This window comes from Variovorax sp. PMC12 (genome assembly GCF_003019815.1).
In the GTDB taxonomy this organism is placed as follows: domain Bacteria; phylum Pseudomonadota; class Gammaproteobacteria; order Burkholderiales; family Burkholderiaceae_C; genus Variovorax.
The window spans coordinates 3,358,624-3,378,579 of sequence record NZ_CP027773.1 but is presented as its reverse complement, the minus strand read 5'-3'; the positions used below and the strand labels follow the sequence as shown (position 1 = coordinate 3,378,579).

Annotated in this window: 14 protein-coding genes; 1 reads left to right on the top strand and 13 read right to left on the bottom strand. The window is 69.8% G+C overall.

Annotated elements, in window-relative coordinates:
- Window positions 1-23 precede the first annotated feature (23 nt).
- Window positions 24-4,256, top strand: a complete 4,233-nt coding sequence (locus C4F17_RS15710; RefSeq protein WP_106935865.1) for an OmpA family protein — start codon at window positions 24-26, stop codon at window positions 4,254-4,256.
- Between the two features lie 20 nt (window positions 4,257-4,276).
- Here the strand turns inward: C4F17_RS15710 and C4F17_RS15705 are convergent, their stop codons facing one another.
- The 13 genes from C4F17_RS15705 to C4F17_RS15645 all read right to left on the bottom strand — a co-directional run bounded on the left by C4F17_RS15705 (window position 4,277) and on the right by C4F17_RS15645 (window position 19,952).
- Window positions 4,277-4,981 carry an aspartate/glutamate racemase family protein gene (locus C4F17_RS15705; protein ID WP_106935864.1) on the bottom strand — a complete coding sequence of 235 codons (705 nt, stop codon included), beginning with the start codon at window positions 4,979-4,981 and terminating at the stop codon, window positions 4,277-4,279.
- A gap of 53 nt (window positions 4,982-5,034) precedes the next feature.
- Window positions 5,035-5,793, bottom strand: coding sequence for an ABC transporter permease (locus tag C4F17_RS15700; RefSeq protein WP_106937577.1), 759 nt, complete (start codon window positions 5,791-5,793; stop codon window positions 5,035-5,037).
- Window positions 5,794-5,825: 32 nt separating this feature from the next.
- Window positions 5,826-6,443, bottom strand: a complete 618-nt coding sequence (locus C4F17_RS15695) for an ABC transporter ATP-binding protein (protein WP_106937576.1) — start codon at window positions 6,441-6,443, stop codon at window positions 5,826-5,828.
- A 109-nt stretch (window positions 6,444-6,552) separates the two neighbouring features.
- Window positions 6,553-8,856 carry a TonB-dependent receptor gene (locus tag C4F17_RS15690; protein ID WP_275892589.1) on the bottom strand — a complete coding sequence of 768 codons (2,304 nt, stop codon included), beginning with the start codon at window positions 8,854-8,856 and terminating at the stop codon, window positions 6,553-6,555.
- A gap of 289 nt (window positions 8,857-9,145) precedes the next feature.
- The gene (locus C4F17_RS15685; protein WP_442805189.1) at window positions 9,146-10,534 is read right to left on the bottom strand and encodes a coniferyl aldehyde dehydrogenase; all 1,389 of its coding nucleotides are present in this window, start codon (window positions 10,532-10,534) and stop codon (window positions 9,146-9,148) included.
- Window positions 10,535-10,676: 142 nt separating this feature from the next.
- Window positions 10,677-11,351, bottom strand: coding sequence for a DUF2894 domain-containing protein (locus C4F17_RS15680; RefSeq protein ID WP_234382118.1), 675 nt, complete (start codon window positions 11,349-11,351; stop codon window positions 10,677-10,679).
- Window positions 11,344-12,003: an OmpA family protein gene (locus C4F17_RS15675; RefSeq protein ID WP_106935861.1), complete on the bottom strand. Its 660-nt coding sequence runs from the start codon at window positions 12,001-12,003 to the stop codon at window positions 11,344-11,346. The genes C4F17_RS15680 and C4F17_RS15675 overlap by 8 nt, the downstream gene beginning before the upstream one ends.
- The gene (locus C4F17_RS15670) at window positions 12,003-14,516 is read right to left on the bottom strand and encodes a DUF802 domain-containing protein (RefSeq protein WP_106935860.1); all 2,514 of its coding nucleotides are present in this window, start codon (window positions 14,514-14,516) and stop codon (window positions 12,003-12,005) included. Before C4F17_RS15670 ends, C4F17_RS15675 begins: the two co-directional genes overlap by 1 nt.
- 1 nt (window position 14,517) lies before the next feature.
- Window positions 14,518-15,237, bottom strand: coding sequence for a DUF3348 domain-containing protein (locus C4F17_RS15665; protein ID WP_106935859.1), 720 nt, complete (start codon window positions 15,235-15,237; stop codon window positions 14,518-14,520).
- Between the two features lie 87 nt (window positions 15,238-15,324).
- A complete protein-coding gene (gene nadE, locus C4F17_RS15660; RefSeq protein ID WP_081268296.1) occupies window positions 15,325-16,182 on the bottom strand; it encodes an ammonia-dependent NAD(+) synthetase in 858 nt (285 codons plus the stop codon).
- Between the two features lie 25 nt (window positions 16,183-16,207).
- Complete coding sequence (locus tag C4F17_RS15655) at window positions 16,208-17,377, bottom strand: phospholipase A (protein ID WP_081268297.1); 1,170 nt, start codon at window positions 17,375-17,377, stop codon at window positions 16,208-16,210.
- Window positions 17,374-17,853 carry a hypothetical protein gene (locus C4F17_RS15650; protein ID WP_081268298.1) on the bottom strand — a complete coding sequence of 160 codons (480 nt, stop codon included), beginning with the start codon at window positions 17,851-17,853 and terminating at the stop codon, window positions 17,374-17,376. The genes C4F17_RS15655 and C4F17_RS15650 overlap by 4 nt, the downstream gene beginning before the upstream one ends.
- Window positions 17,850-19,952 (bottom strand): ATP-dependent helicase, encoded by a 2,103-nt coding sequence (locus tag C4F17_RS15645; protein ID WP_106935858.1) that lies wholly within the window; start codon window positions 19,950-19,952, stop codon window positions 17,850-17,852. Before C4F17_RS15645 ends, C4F17_RS15650 begins: the two co-directional genes overlap by 4 nt.
- Window positions 19,953-19,956 lie beyond the last annotated feature (4 nt).

The window sequence follows — 19,956 nt, the reverse complement described above, 5'->3', positions numbered from 1 at the left end:
AGAACCCGAGCCAGCGAGCCGACATGAAAAGAAAGCTACCCAAGCGCATCGCCCTCGCAGGCGCCGTCACCGCCGCCTGCATGGGCATGGGGCTCGCGGCCGCGCAGGAGTCGGCCGTGCGCGGCCGCATGCACGACCAGGCCGCGGCCGACCCGCGCGCCGTGGACATAGACGGCACCCGCCACCTGCCGCGCAGCAGCGAGCGCGAACTGCCCAAGGCCACCTTCGTGCTGGGCGACGCGAGCGCGCCGGCAGCTGCCGCGGGCCCGACGCCGCCGCCCGTGCCGGGCGCCGAGCGCAGCGACACCGGAGTGCCGCATTTCGAATCGGGCGCCGACGGGCTCGCGCCGGCCGACCGCGCGCAGCTCGACCGCATCGCCGCGCAGGTGAAAGGGCGCGACGGCCTGCGCTTCGAGATCGTCGGCCACACCGACACCCAGGCGCTGAGCGCGAGGTCGCGCGAACGCTTCGCCGACAACCATGCGCTGGGGCTGGCGCGCGCGCAGCAGGTGGCGCGCTACCTCACGCAGCGCCTGGGCCTGCCCGAAGACGCGGCGGCCGCTTCCTCGCGCGGACCCGACGCGCCCGTGGCCACGCCCGCCACCGACCCCGCCAACTGGGCCGCCAACCGCCGCGTCGAAGTGCGCGTGTACTGGCGCGATGCGCCAGTGGCCGTGGCACCCGCGCCGGCGGCGGCCGACCGCGGCGTGTGCCGCACCTTCACCGCCTTCGGCACCGACGACGCGCCGCTGCGCCTGAGCGTGGACGGCCAGCTGCTCACGGCCGACGGCAAGGCCGCGGCCGGCGACGGCACCAACAGCGCCGACCGCCAGCGCTGCGTCGACGTGCAGCTCGAGCGCAACCAGCTGCGCCTGCAGTACGACAACCTTTCCCAGCCGCGCCGCCTGAGCGCCAGCGCCTGGCCCACCACCGTGGTGGCCGGCGACACCGTGCGCTTCGCCGGCTACAGCAACTACCTGCTGTTCACCAGCAAGGCCGAGCTGCGCGTGTTCACCGCCAACGAGGCGATGCAGCGCCGCCTGGTCGCGACCGTGCCGCTGGACGCCGCGTTGCGCGGCGAATGGCAGGTGCCCGAGGGCTTGCTGAACCGCGTCGCCGAAGGAGCGAGCGGCAAGCTGTACTACCGCGTGCGCGTGTACGACCGCCAGGGCCGCTTCGACGAGACCGACGATCTCTCGCTCACGCTGGCCCAGCGCCACAGGCCCGAGACCGGCACGCCGCCCGACCCGGCGCGCGAACTGCTGCGCGGCTACGGCATGAACAACATCGCCATCGCCAACATTCCGCTGAGCGCAGGCACGGTCACCGCCAGCGGCGCGGCCATCCGCCCCGGCGAGACGGTGCGCGCGCTGGGCTTCGCGGTGCCGGTGGACGAGAGCGGGCGCTTCGTGTTCCAGCAGCTGGTGCCGCGCCGCGTGCAGACCGGCGAGATCGCGGTCACCGACGCGCAGGGCGCCACGCGCGCCTACCGCCGCGACTTCGAGCTGCCCGCGAGCGACTGGTTCTTCGTCGGGCAGGCCGACCTCACGGTGGGCAGCAACAGCGTGAGCGGCCCGGCCGCGATCATGACCAACGACAAGAACCGCTACGGTGGCGGCGGCTGGAGCGAAGGCCGCATCGCCGGCTATGCCAAGGGTCAGCTCAACGACCGCTGGACGCTGACGGCCAGCGTCGACACCGAGGAACGCCCGCTCAAGGAACTGTTCCGCAATCTCGACCGCAAGGACCCGACCTCGCTGTTCCGCCGCTTCGACCCGGAGGACTCGTGGACCACCTTCGGCGACGACTCCACCGCCATCCAGGACGCGCCCACGCAGGGCCGCTTCTACCTGCGCGTGGACGACGGCCGCTCGCAGGCGATGTGGGGCAACTTCAAGCTCAACTTCGGCGACACCGAACTCACCCGCGTGAGCCGCGGCCTCTACGGCTTCCATGGCCGCTACCTGGGCGAGGAGTCGACCTCGTTCGGCGAGGCGCGGCTGAAGATCGACGCCTTCGCGGCTGAGCCCGGCACGCTGGCCGCGCGAGAGGAATTCCGCGGCACCGGCGGCTCGCTCTACTACCTGCGCAACCAGGACATCACGCGCGGCGCCGAGCGCGTGACGCTGGAAATCCGCGACAAGGATTCCGGCTTCGTGCTCAAGCGCACGCAGCTCGTGCCGAGCTCCGACTACGAGATCGACTACCTGCAGGGCCGCGTGCTGCTGTCGGCGCCGCTGCCCAGCCTGTCCGACGACGGCTCGCTGGTGCGCGCCGGCGGCTTCACCGGCATGCCGACCTACCTGGTGGTGGACTACGAATACACGCCGCTCACCACCTCGCTCGACACGCTCGCCGTGGGCGGCCGTGTCTCCTGGTGGGCCAACGACCACGTGGGCGTGGGCGTGACCGCGTCGCGCCAGGACCAGATCGGCGGCGACCAGCGCCTGGCCGGCGCCGACCTGACGCTGCGCAAGACCGAGAACACCTACTTCAAGGGCGAGTTCGCGCGCAGCAAGGGCCCGGGCACCGGCCAGCTCGACTCGATGGACGGCGGCTTCAGCTTCACCGGGCGCAACGGCGCGGTCGGCAACACGCTGGGCAACGGCCCCACCGGCAGCGCCAGCGCCTGGCGCCTGGAAGGCCAGGCCGACCTGGGCGACTTCGACATCCGCGGCGGCGGGCGCGTGAGCGCCTATGCGCAGTCGCGCGACGCCGGCTTCTCCGCGCCGGGCCAGTACGCGAGCAACGCCACGCGCCAGTTCGGCGTGCAGGCCACCGTGCCCTTCGGCGAGAAGGCCGAGAACGGCGAGCTGCGCCTGAAGGCCGACCGCCGCGACGAGCGCGACGGCTACAACAGCAGCGTGTTCGACGCGCAGTATTCGCTGGCCCTGACGCCCGAGTGGAAGCTGGGCCTGGGCCTGCGCTACGACGAAAAGACCGGCGACGCACTCATCACCAGCCCTTCGCTGCCGACCACGCAGGCGGTGTCCGGCGAGCGCGCCGACGCCGCCGTGCAGCTCGAATACACCGGCAGCGACCGCTGGAGCGCCTACGGCTTCACGCAGAAGACGCTGCGGCGCACCGGCACGCGGCTGGAGAACGACCGCCTGGGCTTCGGCGGGCGCTACCGCGTCAACGACAAGCTGGCGCTGCGCGGCGAGCTCTCCACCGGCGACGGCGGCTTCGCGGGCAAGGCCGGCGTCGACTACCAGTACGACGACCGCTCCAACCTCTACATGACCTACGTGTCCGACACCGGCCGCACCGACGAGAACCTCATCGGCCGCGGCGGCACCCTGGTGACGGGCGTGCGCTCGCGCGTGGGCGACGGCCTCACGATGTTCACCGAGCACCGCCAGGCCACCGGCACGCAGCCGGGCCTCACGCATGCCTACGGCGTGCAGTACGCGCCCGACACGCGCTGGACCTTCGGCGTGAACTTCGAGAACGGCTGGGTCGGCGCCGAGACGCTGGGCGCCACGCGCCGCGAGGCCGTCGCCTTCACCACCGGCTACTCGAGCGAGCGCCTGAAGTACAGCGGCGGCCTGGAGTACCGCAAGGACCGCACGACTTCCGAGACCCGCACCAGCTGGCTGCTGAAGAACTCATTCACCTGGAAGGTGGACGACGACTCGCGCTGGCTCGGCAAGTTCAACTGGGCCGACAGCGACAGCAGCACCGGCGTGCTGGCCGCGGCCAAGTACACGGAGGCCATGCTCGGCTACGCGCTGCGCCCCGCGTTCAACGACCGGCTGAACCTGCTGTTCAAGTACACCTTCCTGTACGACCTGTCGTCGCCGGGGCAGGTGGTGTCGAGCGGCGTCGATTCGAGCCTGGGCACGGTGTCGACCACCGCCGTCGACTACCAGCAGCGCAGCCACGTGTTCGCCATCGACGCCACCTGGGACCTCAACGAGCGCTGGACGCTGGGCGGCAAGTACGCCTGGCGGCGCGGCGACCTGCGCGCGAGCCGCGACAGCTCGGCGCCGTGGTTCAAGAGCTCGGCCGAACTCGCGGTGCTGCGCGTCGACTGGAAGCTGGTGCGCAACTGGGACTGGATGGTCGAGTGGCGCTCGCTGCGCGCCAGGGAACTGCAGGACCGCAAGAACGGCTGGGTCACGGCGGCGTACTACCACGTCAACGAGAACCTGAAGGTGGGCGTGGGCTACAACTTCACCGACTACTCGGACAACCTCACCGACATGAGCTACCGCAGCAAGGGCTGGTTCCTGAACGTGCTCGGCAAGTTCTGAGCGGCAGGGGCCGAGGGGCCTCAGCGCGCCGTGGCGCGGCGCAGCGCCGCGTGCGCGAGCAGGCGCGTGGAGTCGAGCGTGGGCAGCGCGGAGTTGCCGTCGTTCAGCACCAGCGGCAGCTCGGTGCAGCCGAGCGCGACGGCATCGCAGCCGCGCGCCTTCAGCGCTTCGATCATCTGCTGGAGCACCGCCGTCGATTCGGGGCGGAACACGCCGCACACCAGCTCGTCCATGATGATGCGGCCGACTTCGGCGCGCTCCGCCGCATCGAGCCGCACGGCGGCGAGGCCCGCGTCCGCCAGCGCCTGCGGATAGACCTCGCTGTCGACCAGCCAGCGCGTGCCCAGCACGCCCACGCGGCGAAAGCCGCGCGACGCGGCTTCCGCCGCCGCCACTTCGGCGATGTGCAGCCAGGGCAGCGGCGATTGCGGCAGCACGCGGTGCATCGCCTGGTGGATCGTGTTGTCGGGGCAGATCAGGAAGTCGGCGCCGGCTGCCGCGAGCTTGCGCGCGGAGGACAGCATCAGTTGCGCCACGCCGTCGATGTCGCCGCGGTCGAGGCAGTCGACATAGCTGGCGAGCGAGTGCGTGTGCACCGAGACTTCCGGGTGCGCATGCGGCTGCCCGAGGTAGCGCGCGCCTTCCACGCACAGCGTGCGATAGCACAGCGCCGCGCCTTCGGCCGAGCAGCCGACCACGCCGATATGCAAAGTGTCGATAGCCATCTTGTCTCCAGTGAAGCAGGAAGAAATACGGGGAAGCAGTGTCGCAGCCGGCCTCAGCCCAGGCGGTCGGAGCGCAGCCGCTGGCGCTCGTCGGTCATCGAGCGCGCCGCCATGTAGACCGAGCCCGCCGCCGCCAGGCCGCCCGCGCCGGTCAGCAGGAACAGCAGCAGGATCTGGTACTTGGCGGCCTCCACCGGGTCCATGCCGGCCAGCAGCTGGCCGGTCATGATGCCGGGCAGGGTGATGACGCCGGCGGCCGACATCTGGTTGATGATCGGGATCATCCCGCGCCGTATCGACGAGCGCGTGAGCTCCGACAGCGCCTCGCGGACGGTCGCGCCCAGCGCCAGTTGCGCCTCGATGCGCGCGCGCCCGGTGGTCACGCCCTCGAAGAAGCTGTCCAGGCCCAGGCTCGCGGAATTGAGCACGCTGCCCAGCACGATGCCCATGAGCGGTATCGCATAGCGCGGGTCGTACCAGGGCTGCGGGCGGATCGCTGTCATGAGCGCCAGCACCACGGTGGCCACGCTCGATATGCCCACGGCCGCCGCGCCGATGCGGAAGTTGCCGCCGCGCGCCAGCCGGTGCGACGGGCGCACCGCCACTTCGCGGGCGGCCGCCAGGATCATCAGCACGACGATGGTGAGCGTGACCGCCGGCGACGCCGCGCTGAACACCAAGCGCAGCACCAGCCCCACCAGCAGCAGCTGCACCACCATGCGCGCCGCCGCCCACAGCACCTGGCGGTGCAACCGCAGGTGCAGCGCCAGCGAGGCGCCGGCGTTCAGCAGCACCAGCAGCGTGGCCAGCATCAGGTCGGTGGCGTCGAGGTGGATGGTGGCGTTCACGGCATGCTCCTCAACTGGCCGTCCGCCATCTCGAAGCGGCGCTGGCCGATGCGCGCGGCCTGCTCGCGCGAGTGCGTGACCATCAGGATGGTCAGGCCCTGCGCCAGCCGGCGGGCCAGCAGGGCCTCGACGACCAGCGTCGATTCGGTGTCCAGCGACGCGGTGGGCTCGTCGAGCAGCAGCACCGCGGGCTCGCGCGCGAGCGAGCGCAGCAGCGCCAGGCGCTGGCGCTCGCCGGTCGAGAGGCGGGGGATCTCGGTGTCGAGCAGGCCGGGGGAAAGGCCGATCTCTTCCATCCAGGCGCCCAGCCGGGCATGGGCGTCGTCGGGGAAATGCGCGGCCACGGTGGGCGCCCACCATGCGGGCTCCGCCGCCTGGTAGACCACGCGCCGGCGCCATTGGGGGCCGCTCAGTGTCTTGCGTTCGATGCCGTCGAGGGTGACGGTGCCTTCGCCGGGGTCGAGGTCGGCCACCAGCCGCAGGAAAACGCTCTTGCCGGAGCCCGACTTGCCGAGGATGCAGATGCATTCGCCGCGCGCGGCGCTCAGGTCGATGGCGCCTGCGCCGCGCGTGCGCAGGTTCCTGATCTGCAGGAAGGGGAGGTTGGGTTCCATCGTGCGGTCGCCGGAGCCATCCATGGCCGGCGTTTGCCGCCGAGTATGAATGCTCCGGCCGGGACCGGCACGAGGAACAGGCGGGCACCCGTGGGCGCCCTGTGCCGCTTCAGAACGAGAACGATGCGGTCAGCGAGGCCGAGCGGCCCGCGCCCACGGTCGCGTAGTGCGACGCATAGGCCTTGTCGAAGTAGTACTTGTTGGTCAGGTTCTGGACGTTCAGCTGCAGGCTGAGGTTCTTGTTGACCACGTAGCTCACCATCGCGTCGTACTTCACGTAGGAAGGAATCCACTTCGTGTTGTTGACGTTGCCGTACTGCTTGCTCACGTAGGTGGCGCCGCCGCCGATCGTGAGGCCGGGCATCACCGTGTAGGTGGTCCACAGCGTCGCGCTGTCCTTCGGCGTGTTCGGGAACATGTTGCCGTTGAACGGCGAGGCGACGTACGTCGTGCCCGACAGCGTGTAGCCGTTGTCCGTGAGCTTGGCGTTCAGGTGCGTGTAGCCGCCGAACACCTGCCAGTCGCGGGTGATGCTGCCGGCCACGCCGAACTCGATGCCTTCCACCCGCTTCTTGCCGACGTTCTGCGTCGAGCCGTCGGCCGCGACCACGCGGGCGTTCTTCATGTCGGTGCGGAAGATCGCCGAGGTCAGCACCAGGCGGCGGTCCAGCACTTCCCACTTGGTGCCGAGTTCGAGGCTGCGGCTTTCCTGCGGCTTCAGGTTGCGGATGGCCGCGCTGATGCCGTCGGCGCCGTCGCCGCCGTCGGTGCCGGGCGGCGTCGACGAGGTGCCGTAGGACACATAGATGCTGCCGTTGGGCGCCGGCTTGTAGACCGCGCCGACCTGGTAGTTCAGGAACGAGGCCTTGTTCTCGAGCTCGATGCCCGGGACCATGCGGCCGGCGGGCACGGACACGCTGGTCGAGCCGCTCAGGGCATTGCTGGGCACGGAGGCCGTGGTCGCGATCGGCGCGATGTAGGCCGGCGTGACCGCGCGCGTCTTGTAGTCGTCCCAGCGAAGGCCGAGGTTCAGCGACCACTGCGGGTTGAACTCGATGGTGTCGAAGGCGTAGACCGAACTGGTGGTGGTCTTCACTTCGGTCACCGCCGGCGACCTGGTGATGGCGCCGGTCCACGGGTCGTACGGCGTCGGGCTGAGCGCCGAGGTGCAGTTGAAGTTGCTGCGGATGCCCGAGCCCACGGCGCAGTTCAGGCCGCTCACGCCCGTGCGCGGGTAGGTCTCGAAACCGGTCTTCGCGTCCTGCAGGAACAGGTAGTTGCCCTTGGTGGTGGCTTCCTTGCCCAGCTCGATGCCGGTGGTGAAGCTGTGCTTGATGCCGGCGGTCTCGAATTTGCCGGTCAGGCTGGTCTGGTTGACCAGCGACTCGGAGTCCGACGCGCGGTTGTTGGGCCGGCGCCAGACGTTGCCGTTGACCAGGAAGTTGCCGCGGCTGTCGTCGGGCTGGGACCAGATGTAGTCGTTGGTCGAGGTGCTCGAGCGCGTGACGTTGCGCAGCACCAGGCCGCCGCCGAAGTCGTGCTTCACGTCGACGGTGCCGGCGTCGACCTTGGTGCGCTGGTAGTCGCGGCCCACCAGGCCGTAGTAGGTGCCGCGCGGCACCGAAATGGGCTGGCCGTCGCCGTTGCGGTTCAGGTACACGCCCGAGGTGAACGGGTTGTTGAAGGGGATGCCCGAGTCGGGCAGGTCGTTGGTCTCGTAGTGGTAGTAGCTCAGCGTGACCTGCGTCGGCGAGTTCATGCCGAAGGTCACGCTCGGCGCCACGCCCCAGCGCTTGACGTTGACCGGACCGCGCCCGGCGATGTCCGACTTGAAGTTCATCAGGTTCAGGCGGGCCGCGACGCTATCGGAGATCTTGCGGTTGATGTCCAGCGTCTCGCGCTGGTAGGAATCGGTGCCCAGGCCGATGGTGCCGCTGAAGAAGTTCTCCGCCTGCGGCGCCTTGCTGATGATGTTCACCGAGCCGCCGGCCGAGCCGCGTCCGCCGAACGCGGAACTCGGTCCCTTCACGACCTCGACCGACTCCACGTTGAAGATTTCGCGCGTCTGGGCCGCGCCGTCGCGCAAGCCGTCCACGTAGGTGTCGCTCTGCGCATCGAAGCCGCGGATGAACGGGCGGTCGCCCACCGGGTTGCCGCCTTCGCCGGCGCCGAAGGTGATGCCGGGCGTGGTGCGCAGCGCGTCGACCAGCGTGGTCGCGCCGGTCTGGCGGATCACTTCCTGCGGGATGACGGTGACCGACTTGGGCGTGTCCAGCAGCGGCGCCGTGAACTTGGGCGAGGCCGATTTCTCGACCTTGTAGTCGGTCGAGGCTTCGACGCGGACTTCGTTCAGCGTGCCCTGGGCATGCGCGGACACCGAGCCGATGGCGACCAGTGTGGCGGTGGTGGCCATGCGGCCAGAAAGGTAACGCGCAGGCGAATGCTTGCGGCTCTTGACGTAGTTCATAGTCCTCTGAGAGTTGTTGTCGGCCGTGTCTCTTGCTTGGCCGCCTGGACGAACGCCTGGCTGGCTGCACGCTGGGCTTTTCACAAAGGAGAAACATGCGTCACGGCTGTGCGAATAGTAATGACTCGCAATACCATTCGGGCCGAAACTTTACCTTTGGTATGCAAAACGCATGGAACTTTGTCGCGATATTGCGACACATGGCCGTCATATACGGCCGGCGGGCGCTGGCGGTTCAGCGCACCAACAGCTTCATCATCCGCGCGAAGGTCTTGCCGTAGGGCGGCTTGAGCAGCCCCGCGCCGTTGAACGCCGACTGCCGGAAGATCGGCTTCAGCTTGGAGAAGGTCTCGAAGCCGTACTCCCCGTGGTAGGCGCCCATGCCGCTCGCGCCGACGCCGCCGAAGGGCAGGTCGTCCTGCGCGATGTGCAGCAGCGTGTCGTTGATGGACACGCCGCCCGACACGGTCTGGCGCATCACGTGGTCGATGGTCGCGCCGTTCTTCTCGAACAGGTAGAGCGCGAGCGGGCGCGGATGCGCGTTGACGTAGGCGATGGCTTCGTCGATGCCGGCGTAGGGCAGCACCGGCAGCAGCGGGCCGAAGATTTCTTCGCGCATCACGCGCATGCCGTCGTTCACGCCGGTCAGCAGCACCGGCGGAAAGCGGCGCGTGGCGGGGTCGGGTGCGGTGTCGCACAACGGCACGGCCGCGGCGCCTTCCTGCTGCGCGGCGGCCGCCAGCTCCTGCAGCCGCGCGAAGTGGCGCGGGCTCACGATGCTGGTGTAGTCGGTGTTGCTGTTGCCGAGGTCCGGGTACATCGACGCGAACACGCGCCGCGCGCTGTCGGCAAAGCGCTGCTGCTGGCCCTCGGGCACCAGCACGTAGTCGGGCGCGATGCAGGTCTGGCCCGCGTTCAGCGTCTTGCCCACGAGGATGCGTTCCACCGCCTTGTCGAAGTCGGCCCCGGGCCCGATGATCGCCGGCGACTTGCCGCCCAGCTCCAGCGTCACCGGCGTGAGGTTGTCGCTGGCCGCGCGCATCACGTGGTGGCCCACGGCGGTCGAGCCGGTGAAGAGCAGGTGGTCGAAGGGCAGGGCGGAGAACTCACGCGCGGCCTCTGCGTCGCCGTTGACCACGGCGATCTCGTCGGGCGCGAAGGCCTCGGCCACCAGCGCCGCGAACAGTTCGGCGAAGCGCGGCGTGAACTCCGACTGCTTGACCATCACGCGGTTGCCCGCCGCCAGCGCGGCCGTCATGGGTCCCACGGCCAGGTACAGCGGGTAGTTCCACGGCACCACGATGCCGACCACGCCCAGCGGCTGCGGCATGATCTTCGACGACGCGGGCTTGAACCACAGGCCGGTCGAGCGGCGGCGCACCCGCATCCAGTGCCTGCCGTGGCGCAGCGCGTGCGCGATGCCCTCGAGCGCCGGGAACACCTCGGCCAGCTCGGTCTCTTGAAACGCACGGTGGTGGAAGTCGGCGCTGATGGCGGCGGCGATCTTTTCGCGGTTGTCCTTCACCAGCGCGCGCAGGCGCTGCAGGCGGTCGGCGCGTTCGGGCCACGGCGGCGTCTGGGCGCGCAGGCTGGCGGCGCGCATGGCGTCGAAGGTCTGTCGCATGTCTTGTCTCATGGATCCTCGCGTGGGTTCTGCCCGTGTGTCGTCGATGCACCGGCCCGCGATCTTGCACCTTGCCGCCGCGCCGGTCACCTTCTCCCGGTCGGCACTGTGCCCGAGATCGCCGGCGAAAGCACCTGCCGCGTCAGCCGGCCTTGCCGGCGCGCGCCGTCTTCCTGCCGCCGGCCTCGGCGCGCGTGGTGCTCGCCGCGGCCGAGGCGCTGGCGCTGTTCGCCTGCTCGACCCACGACAAGGTGTCGACGTACGACATGAAGTGGTTCAGGTACTCCGGCGACAGGTCGCGCATCAGCGTGAGCGCGCGGTGCACCAGGTGGTGCGAGTTGAGCGGCCCCGCGTTCTCCGGCACCTTGGCCAGCGACTGCGTGAGCCGCAGGTCGGCGCTGAGCTTCGACCAGGTGCTGCGGAAGTAGCGCAGCGTCTTCAGTTCCAGCGCGGGCGACTGGCCGGGCGCGGCGTCGGCGGGCACCGCCTGCATGCCGGCGGGGAGGGGCGAATTCTGGGCGGCATGGTCGACCAGTTCCGCGAGGGCGCTGCGTTCGCGCGGCTGCTGCCGTGCATCCTGCGGCCCGTCCGCTGCGGCTGCCGCATGGGCGGCCGCCATGTCCTTGCCGTACGCAGCGAGCAGCGTGGCCACGCGCTCGTCGAGCAGGCGGCGCGCCTCGCCCTCGTGCGTGTCTGCGCGCCGGGCCAGTGCCTCGATGAAGCGGAAGCGCACCGGGTCGAAGCGGTGGTCGCCGCGCGCAATACACGCCTGGACCGCCGCCACGTTGCCGGCGCTGACTTCCTCCTGGCTATTCACGGCGCTTCGCGTTGGCGGTGCCGGCGGAAGACGGCCGCGGCGTCGGCGCCATCTCCACGCGCCGGTTCTTCGAGCGTCCCTCGGCATCGGCATTGGACGCCACCGCCTGCTCGGAGCCGAAGGCCGCCGCGAACACCGACGACGACGGCATGCCTTCCTCGATCAGCGCGCGCGTCACCGTGAGCGCGCGCTGGGCCGACAGCTCCCAGTTGTCCGCGAAGCGTCGCGCGTCGCCGCGCATCTGCCGGTCGTCGGTGAAGCCGCTGACCATCAGGATCTCGTCGCGGCTGCCAAGGTAGGCGGCCAGCGGCGCCGACAGGCTCCTGAGCAACTGCCGCCCCTCGGGCTGCAGGTCGGCGGAATTGAAGGCGAACAGCACATTGCCGCTGATGCCGATGCGGCCGTTGTTCAGCGTCACGCGGCCGGCCGCGAGCGGGCCCGCCAGCGCCTGTTCGAGCTGCTCGCGGCGCTGCGCCTCGGCGCGCCGCTGCTGCACTTCGGTTTCCAGCCTGGACGCGAGCTCCATCTGCATGCCCAGCGCACACACCAGGATCAGCACGAACGCGCCGAGCAGCCCCGACATCAGGTCGCCGAAGACGGCCCACACGGGCACGCCCGGCTCCAGGCCGCTCTCGTCGATGTCCTCGCGCATCACGCCTCGCTGCCCACCGCGGCCTGCCGGCTGGCGAGCTGCTGCAGGTCTTCGACGATCTGCTTCTGCGACATGATGCTCAGGTCGATGACCTCGCGCGCCTGCGCCACATAGTAGGCCAGCTGTTCGTCGCTGCGCGCGATCGACTTGCCGAGCGCGGCCTCGATGCGCTGCAGCTGCGCGCCCATCTTGTCGTTCGACTGGCTGAACATCTGCACCGCCAGGCCGAAGGCCTCGCCCATGCTCGCCACCTCGGCCGCGCCGCCGGTGATCTGCGCGGCAATGCCGGTCATCTTGCCGGTCTCGGCCTCGACCTGTTCGGTGAAGCGGCCGCCCACGCGCTCCAGCACCTCGGCCGATGCGGCCACCAGCGAGTCGACCGCCGCGCGCTGCTCGGTGGAGGCATGGTTGACCGCGTCGAGCAGCGTGGAAAGCGTCTCGAGGATGCGGCTGCGTTCTTCCAGCATCGCGTTGTCGCGCGCCATGCTGTCCGACAGCTTCTGGCGCAGCTCGGCGACCACTTCGGCCGCCGCGCGCGGTGCCTCGGAGGCGGCCTGCAGCAGCTGGGCGATCTCGGCGACGGTGGCCTTGGCGTGCGCGTCGGTCTGCGACGACATCTCGCGCGCGGTCTGCGCCACCTGTTCGAGCAGCTCGTGCTGCCGGCTCGCGGACTGCGCGCCGGCCTGCTGCCATTCTTCCTTCAGCGAGTCGGCCATCGATGCGAGCGACTGCGTCCACGCGGAAAGACGCTGCTCGTCGCGCGAGGAAATCTGCGAGATGGCGTCAAGCAGTTGCTGCTGCTGGCCGGTGGTGTGGGCGCCGGCCTGCTGCCACTCTTCCTTGAGCGCCGCGGCCATCGATGCGAGCGATTGGCTCCAGGCAGAGAGGCGCTGTTCGTCGCGCGACGAAATCTGCGCGATCGAATCGAGCAGCAGCTGCTGTTGGCCGGTCGCATGCACGCCGGCCTGCTGCCATTCTTCCCTGAGCGCCGCCGCCATCGCAGCCAGCGACTGCGTCCACGCAGCGAGCTTCTGCTCGTCGCGCGACGACACCTGCGAGATCGTGTCGAGCAAGTGCTGCTGCTGGCCTGCCGCATAGGTGCCGGCCTGTTGCCATTCGTCCTTCAGCCCTGCCGCCATCGCCGCCAGCGATTGCGTCCACACGGCCAGCCGCTGTTCGTCGCGCGCCGCGATGTCGGTCTGCAGTTCGGCATGCGCCTGGCCCACGGTGCGCAGCAGCGAGGCCGAGTGCTGTTCGAAGGTCGCGGCGGCGGCGGTCAGCGCCTGCTGCGAATCGGCCGAGAGCTTCTCGCTCACGCGCTGGTGCTCGGCGAGCGCGCCGCTCCAGGTGTGCGAGACGCTGCCCACGGTGCGCTCGAGCTGCGCGGCAACGTTGTCGACCAGTGCGGCCGAGCGCTGCGCGAAGGTCTCGGCAAAGCGGTCGTGCGAGCCGCGCACTTCGCCGGAGAGGGCTTCGCTCGTCTGCCGGTGCTCGGCCAGCGCGGCCTGCCAGGTGTCGGCCACGCCGGCCGTGGTGGCCGCGAATCGGCTCGACAAGCCTTCGAGCTGCTGCTGCACGGTCTGCGAGAGCGTGCCGTGCAGTGCGGCGGTCTCGCGCGCGATGGCGGCCATGGTGGCCTCGACCACCGGCTGGATCGCCGCGCCGGCGATGCGCGCGCTCTCGGTCAGGCTCTGGCGCAGCGACTGGTCGACGGAAGTGGCGAGGCCTGCGTACACCGCCTCGGCCTTGCCGTGGAAGCTGTCCTGGCTGCTGATGAGGCGGTCGTTCTGCGCCTGGCTCTGCTGTGCCAGCGCAGCCATCATCGCCTGCAGCTGCCCGACCAGCTCGGGCATGGCCAGCGCCTGCTGCTGCAGCAGCTTGAACGATTCCTCGCGCTGGTGGACCTGCGAGAACACGCGCAGCGTGGTCGCGATCTTGCTGTCGAGCAGTTGCCCGGCCTGCAGCCGCTCGCGCCGGCACAGCGCCGACATCAGGCCCAGCATCGCCGAGGCGGCCACGCCCGCCACCGAAGTGCCGAAGGCCAGCCCCAGGCCCTTCACCGGCGCAGAGAGCGACGAGCGCACGGCCTGCAGGTCGGTCGCGCTGTCGAGCGCAAGGCCGGTACCGTTGAGCGTGACCACCATGCCCAGGAAGGTGCCGAGCATGCCCAGCAGCACCAGGAAGCCGGCCAGGTAGGGCGTGAGGGCGGGGCCGGGCAGGCCGACGCGCTCGCCCTCGATGCGCAGGCGCACCGCGTTCTGCAGCGAGGCGGGCAGGCGGGAGAGCCAGGCGCCGAGGCTGGCGGGCGCTTCGGACAGTTCGGCCACGGCGCGCGACAGGGTGTCGGTGGCCTGCTGGAAACGGCGCAGTTCGAGCGCGCCCATCAGATAGAACGCGGCGACGAGCGCGGTGACGGCCAGCGCCAGCGGGTTCGCGCCGACGTAGCCGACGGCGACCCAGCCCACGACGGCCAAGCCCGCTGCGAACACAGCGTGAGGAAGAAATCTGGTCATGTCAGCCTGGTTGCTTCATGCGAAGGGCTTCGAGCAGCCCTTCGACCGGTTGAAATCGAAAGTCCAGTTCGGCGAGCAGCACGTCCTGGAGGTCTTTGTGGAACACGTCCTGCCACGCGGCACCGGCAGATGGGGCCGGCGTTGTCTGATCGGCTGCCGGTTCGGTGGCCTGTTCGGCCTGGGCCTCCAGCGCCGCCTGCCGCAGGCGTCTGAAGCGCTTCTCCAGCAGCGCGGGCACGCCCGAGAGCAGGCTGCGTTCCTGCACGGCCAGCACCTGCTCCATCACGACGTCGACCGCCGCCAGTTTGGCCATGGCCTGCGAACGGCCCGCCAGCGTGGTCCGCAGGCGGCTGCGCAGCGGGCCGATGCCGGCTTCCATCGCCTGTTGCCGGGCCAGGTAGCGCTGGCGCAGCGGGGCGAAGTCGGTGGCGTCCGCGGGGGCGGCGCCGTCGGAGGCGATGGCCTTGGTCAGCGCGGCGCGCACGCGGGCGCACTCGGCTTCCTCGGCGCTCGAGGAGGCTTTTTTTGCACTGGAGAGAGAACTCGCCGGGCCGGCGTTCAACGCCGCGGACAGCGAGATGTCGTCGGTCCAGCCGAACCACTGGCTCAGCCGCTCCGCGGTCGTCTGCCGGGGTTGCCCGACGTCGCTGTCGGTCAGCCTGGAAAGCAAGCGCACGAGCGGCGAACCGGTGAAACCTGTGCGCCGTGACGCTTGCACCATTACCGTCAAATCGAAAAACCTAGCAGTCTACACCGCGCCCCTCCGGGCCCCTGCAGGAGCGGCCCGGCCACAGAGTGGCCGCCAGCTTCAGCCGAGCGCGGCGGGTGCCGGGGGCTCGACGGGCAGCGCGCGCTTGTGTGCGCTCTTGCGGTGCGTGGACAGGATGATCGCGCGCGCCTCGGCCGACACCGGCTTGCCTTCGAGGAAATCGTCGATCTGCTCGTAGGTCACGCCGAAGGCGTCTTCGTCGGGCTTGCCCGGCACCAGCGACTCGAGGTCGGCCGTGGGCACCTTGTAGACCAGCGAATCGGGCGCGCCCAGCAGCTGCGCCACCGCGCGCACGCGGCGCTTGTTCAGGCCGGTGAGCGGCGTGATGTCGGCCGCGCCGTCGCCGAACTTGGTGAAGAAGCCCATCAGCGCCTCGGCCGCGTGATCGGTGCCGATGACGATGCCGTCGTGCGCGCCGGCCACCGCGAACTGCGCCACCATGCGCTCGCGCGCCTTGATGTTGCCGAGCACGAAGTCTTCGTGCGCCGCGTCGCGGAAGCTCAGGTCGCCGGCCTTCAGCGCGGCGAGCATGCCGTCGGCCGCGGGGCGGATGTCGACGGTGATGGTGCGGTCGGGCCTGATGACGGCGAGCGAAGCCTGCGCCTCGGCTTCGTCCTTCTGTACGCCGTAGGGCAGGCGCATGGCGATGAAGGTGGCGTCATGGCCGGTGGCGCGCAGCTTCTCGACCGCGCGCTGCGCCAGGCAGCCGGCGGTCAGCGAATCGACGCCGCCGCTGATGCCCAGCACCAGCGTCTTCAGGCCGGTCTGCTTCAGGTAGCTCGCGAGAAAGTCGACGCGCCGCTCCAGCTCGCGGGCGGCATCGAAGACGGGCGCGACATGCAGCGCCGCGATGATCTCGCGCTGCGTGTCGTCGACGGGGGTGAGGTCTGCGCTCATTGGTTTTGTCTGCGTATGAAAGAGGTCAGAAATCCACGAGGCTGAGGCCGATGCTGAGCACCGTGCGCTTGCGGTTGTAGTCCACCAGCGTGTCGCCGTAGCCAGAGAACAGCTGCGTGTGGAAGCGCAGGTTGCTCTTGGTCGGGTCGCCGATGGCCTTGAGCCACTCGAGGCGGATCGAGCCGCGGCCGCTGTCGCGCAGGTTGTTGCGCACGGTCACGGCCAACTGGTTGTCGCGATCGAGGTTCCAGCGGCCTGTGACTTCGGCACGGCCGATGTAGTCGGCGATGTCGGGGTTGTCGTCCTTGGCGGCGCTCTCGGAAATGCGCTTCCAGATGCGGCCGGTGATGGTGAAGCGGTCGTCCAGTTCGGCGCCGCCCATCAGGTAGACGCGGTTCCAGCTGCGCGACAGCGGCAGGCTCTGGCCGTTCGACTGGTGCACGATGCCCAGGCCCGAATAGCGCCAGCGCCATCCGCCGGGCAGCTTGAAGTCGGTCGGGTAGACATACATCAGCTCGGGTTCGTGGTCGGTGGTGCGGAACGGCCGCGAGATGGCGCCGTTGAACAACTGCCAGGTCGACTGCTGGGTGTAGGCGAACCACAGCGAGTCTTTCCTCACCGGGTCGCCTTGCGTGAGCAGGCCCTGGGCGAGCTTGGTGCGCACCGACAGGCCGATGCGCATCTCGTTGGCCTGGTAGGCGACGGGCTGGCCGGTGTGGTCGGGCGACGGCGAAGTGGGCGTCTGCGGCTTGTTGGTGGCGGCCGAGACCGACACGGTGAGCGGCCGGTAGCCGCGAAAGCCGAAGGTGCCGCAGTCGGTGGCGTTCTCCAGCTCCCAGAAGCGCGACAGCGCCGAGTACTGGCGGTCGCGGCAGCCTTCGGTGGTGGCGACCGAGACCACGCGCGTGGCCGGGATCGTGCCGTCCACCGGCGGCTGCGTGCTCGCGAGCACCGGCGGCGCCACGGGCACCGACACCGAGGGCAGCGTCTGCTGCTGCGCCCAGCGGTCGAAGCAGGCCAGCCGTGCCTCGTTGTTGGCGCCCAGCGCGGTGCACTGCTGCCAGGTGAGCTGCGAATCGGCCAGCGGGCTCGCGGGCTTGTCGACGGCCTGCGCCTGCGCGCCGGCGGCGCCGCCCAGGCAGGCGGCCAGGGCGGCCAGCTCGCGCAGCCGGATGTGGTGTCGTTTCGTCGTCATGGCTTTTTTTCCTCTGGGGCGGCGGTCTTGCTGAGCACGAACGGGTGGGTGCTTTCATCCGTGGCGTCGCGCCACGTTCCTCTGAATTCGCGGCCGCAGGAGCCCTTCTGCAGCTTGCCGGACCAGACGCCGCTGATGGCGCGGCCGTCCTGCGACTCGTCGATGGAAAGCGCGCCCTCGTCGTCCACGTCGCCGGCCAGCTGCGCGATGCGCGCCTTGCCGGGACTGGCGCCGTTGCGCGTGATGGTGCCGCGAACGCCGTCGTAGTCGGGGTGCTTGCCCAGCTGCACCACGGCCGCCGCGGGCAGGCCGTCGAAGCGTGCTTCCCAGCGGCCGTAGAGCGACTGCAGCGGCAGGTCGCGCGCGTCGGTGGGGCAGTCGGGGTTGCCGCGCCCGGTGGCGCAGCCCGACAGCGCGAGCACGGCACCGGCCAGCAGCGCGGCCGGCATCGCGGTCTTGAGTTTCGTCGTCTTCATGATGATGAGGCGGCGGCCGCCTTGGCCGCGCTGTCCTGCGCCTTGCGCGCGAACTCGGCGCGCAGCGCCTTGAGTTTTTCGCGCGGGTCTTCCCGGGTGGTGGCCTTGTCCAGGCCCATCTCGGCGATGAAGCGGCTGGGCACGCAGGGCACCATCTCGCGGCCCTGCTTGCGCTTCTTGGTCCAGCTCACCGCCAGGCTGCGCTGCGCGCGCGTGATGCCCACGTACATCAGGCGGCGCTCTTCCTGCAGCCGCTGCAGCGTGTCTTCGCTGACCTTCTGCTGGCGGCCGTTGTCGTCGTCGAGCTTGAAGGGCAGGAGGCCCTCGCTCACGCCGATCAGCATCACGTGCGGCCATTCGAGGCCCTTGGAGGCGTGCAGCGTCGAGAGCGTGACCACGTCCTGGTCCTGCTGGCGCTCGCTGATGGTGGACAGCAGCGAGATGGTCTGCGCCACCTCGAGCAGGCTCTTGCGTTCGGTCTCGATGGTGTTGTCGGCGCCCGAGGTGTCGTCGATGGTGCCGCCGGCGCGCTGTGACATCCAGTCGACGAACTCCAGCACGTTGGTCCAGCGCGAGGCCGCGGCCGACTCGCTGTCCTCGCCGTCGTAGAGGTGCTTCTCGTAGTCGATTTCCTTCAGCCAGTCGAGCATGAAGGTGCGCGAGTCTTCCGCGCCCATGGTGCGGCGCGCGCGGTATTCCAGGTCGTTGATGTAGCGGCCGAACTCGTGGATGCCTTCCAGCGTGCGCTTGGGCATCACGCTGGGCAGCGATGGGCTGAACAGCGCCTCGAACAGGCTCAGCTTGTACTGGCTGGCGAAGGTACCCAGGCTCGCGAGCGTGGTGTGGCCGATGCCGCGCTTGGGCGTGGTGATGGCGCGCAGGAACGCCGGGTCGTCGTCGTTGTTGACCCACAGGCGGAACCAGCCGCACAGGTCCTTGATCTCGGCGCGGTCGAAGAAGCTCTGGCCGCCCGACACCTTGTACGGGATCTGCGCCTTGCGCAGCGCCTGCTCGAACACGCGCGCCTGGTGGTTGGCGCGGTACAGGATGGCGAAGTCGCGGTATTCCTTGTACTGCTTGCCCTGCGTGGTGGCGTCGCCCGCGCGCAGGCTGACGATGCGCGCCACGGCGCGCTCGGCCTCGTGCTGCTCGCTGTCGGCGTCGACGATGCGCACCGGCTCGCCTTCGCCGAGTTCGGAGAACAGCGTCTTGGGAAACAGCTTGGGGTTGGGGCCGATCACGTTGTTGGCCGCGCGCAGGATGGCGCTGGTGGAGCGGTAGTTCTGCTCCAGCTTGATGACCTTGAGCGTGGGGTAGTCGACCGGCAGCTTGCGCAGGTTGTCCAGCGTGGCGCCGCGCCAGCCGTAGATCGACTGGTCGTCGTCGCCCACCGCGGTGAAGTGGCCGCGCTCGCCGGCCAGGGCCTTGAGCACTTCGTACTGGGTGGCGTTGGTGTCCTGGTATTCGTCCACCAGGATGTGGCCGAGCGCGGCCTGCCACTTGGCGCGCACTTCGGGGAATTCGTAGAGCAGCTTCAGCGGCATGCCGATCAGGTCGTCGAAGTCGACGCTCTGGTAGGCCTGCAGCCGCTCTTCGTAGCGGGCCATGATGCGCGCGGTGATGCGCTCGTTGTCGTCCACCGCGGCGGCCTCCGCCTGCGCGGCGTTCAGGCCCATGTTCTTCCACTTGCTGATGGTCCACTGCCAGATGCGCGCGGTGGCGATGTCGGTGGTGCCGCCGGCGTCCTTCAGGATCTTGGTGACGTCGTCGGAGTCGAGGATGCTGAAGGCCTTCTTCAGGCCCAGCACCGCGCCGTCCTCGCGCATCATGCGCACGCCCAGTGCGTGGAAGGTGCAGACCACGACCTTGCGCGCGTCCTTGCCGATCAGGTCCTTGGCGCGCTCGCGCATTTCCGCGGCCGCCTTGTTGGTGAAGGTGATGGCCGCGATCCGCTGGGGCTCGAGCCCCGACTGGATCAGGCGTCCGATCTTGTGAGTGATCACCCGCGTCTTGCCCGAGCCCGCGCCGGCGAGCACCAGGCAGGGACCGTACATGTAGTTGACCGCTTCGAGTTGCGCGGGATTGAGTCCGTGAGACATTGGG

What these genes read in the sequence shown, in the direction of transcription:
- C4F17_RS15710 (WP_106935865.1), top strand. Translation starts at nt 24, where the DNA reads ATGAAAAGAAAGCTACCCAAGCGCATCGCCCTCGCAGGCGCCGTCACC.
- C4F17_RS15705 (WP_106935864.1), bottom strand. Translation starts at nt 4,981, where the DNA reads ATGGCTATCGACACTTTGCATATCGGCGTGGTCGGCTGCTCGGCCGAA.
- C4F17_RS15700 (WP_106937577.1), bottom strand. Translation starts at nt 5,793, where the DNA reads ATGCTGGCCACGCTGCTGGTGCTGCTGAACGCCGGCGCCTCGCTGGCG.
- C4F17_RS15695 (WP_106937576.1), bottom strand. Translation starts at nt 6,443, where the DNA reads ATGGAACCCAACCTCCCCTTCCTGCAGATCAGGAACCTGCGCACGCGC.
- C4F17_RS15690 (WP_275892589.1), bottom strand. Translation starts at nt 8,856, where the DNA reads ATGGCCACCACCGCCACACTGGTCGCCATCGGCTCGGTGTCCGCGCAT.
- C4F17_RS15685 (WP_442805189.1), bottom strand. Translation starts at nt 10,534, where the DNA reads ATGCGACAGACCTTCGACGCCATGCGCGCCGCCAGCCTGCGCGCCCAG.
- C4F17_RS15675 (WP_106935861.1), bottom strand. Translation starts at nt 12,003, where the DNA reads ATGCGCGAGGACATCGACGAGAGCGGCCTGGAGCCGGGCGTGCCCGTG.
- C4F17_RS15670 (WP_106935860.1), bottom strand. Translation starts at nt 14,516, where the DNA reads ATGACCAGATTTCTTCCTCACGCTGTGTTCGCAGCGGGCTTGGCCGTC.
- C4F17_RS15665 (WP_106935859.1), bottom strand. Translation starts at nt 15,237, where the DNA reads ATGGTGCAAGCGTCACGGCGCACAGGTTTCACCGGTTCGCCGCTCGTG.
- nadE (WP_081268296.1), bottom strand. Translation starts at nt 16,182, where the DNA reads ATGAGCGCAGACCTCACCCCCGTCGACGACACGCAGCGCGAGATCATC.
- C4F17_RS15655 (WP_081268297.1), bottom strand. Translation starts at nt 17,377, where the DNA reads ATGACGACGAAACGACACCACATCCGGCTGCGCGAGCTGGCCGCCCTG.
- C4F17_RS15650 (WP_081268298.1), bottom strand. Translation starts at nt 17,853, where the DNA reads ATGAAGACGACGAAACTCAAGACCGCGATGCCGGCCGCGCTGCTGGCC.
- C4F17_RS15645 (WP_106935858.1), bottom strand. Translation starts at nt 19,952, where the DNA reads ATGTCTCACGGACTCAATCCCGCGCAACTCGAAGCGGTCAACTACATG.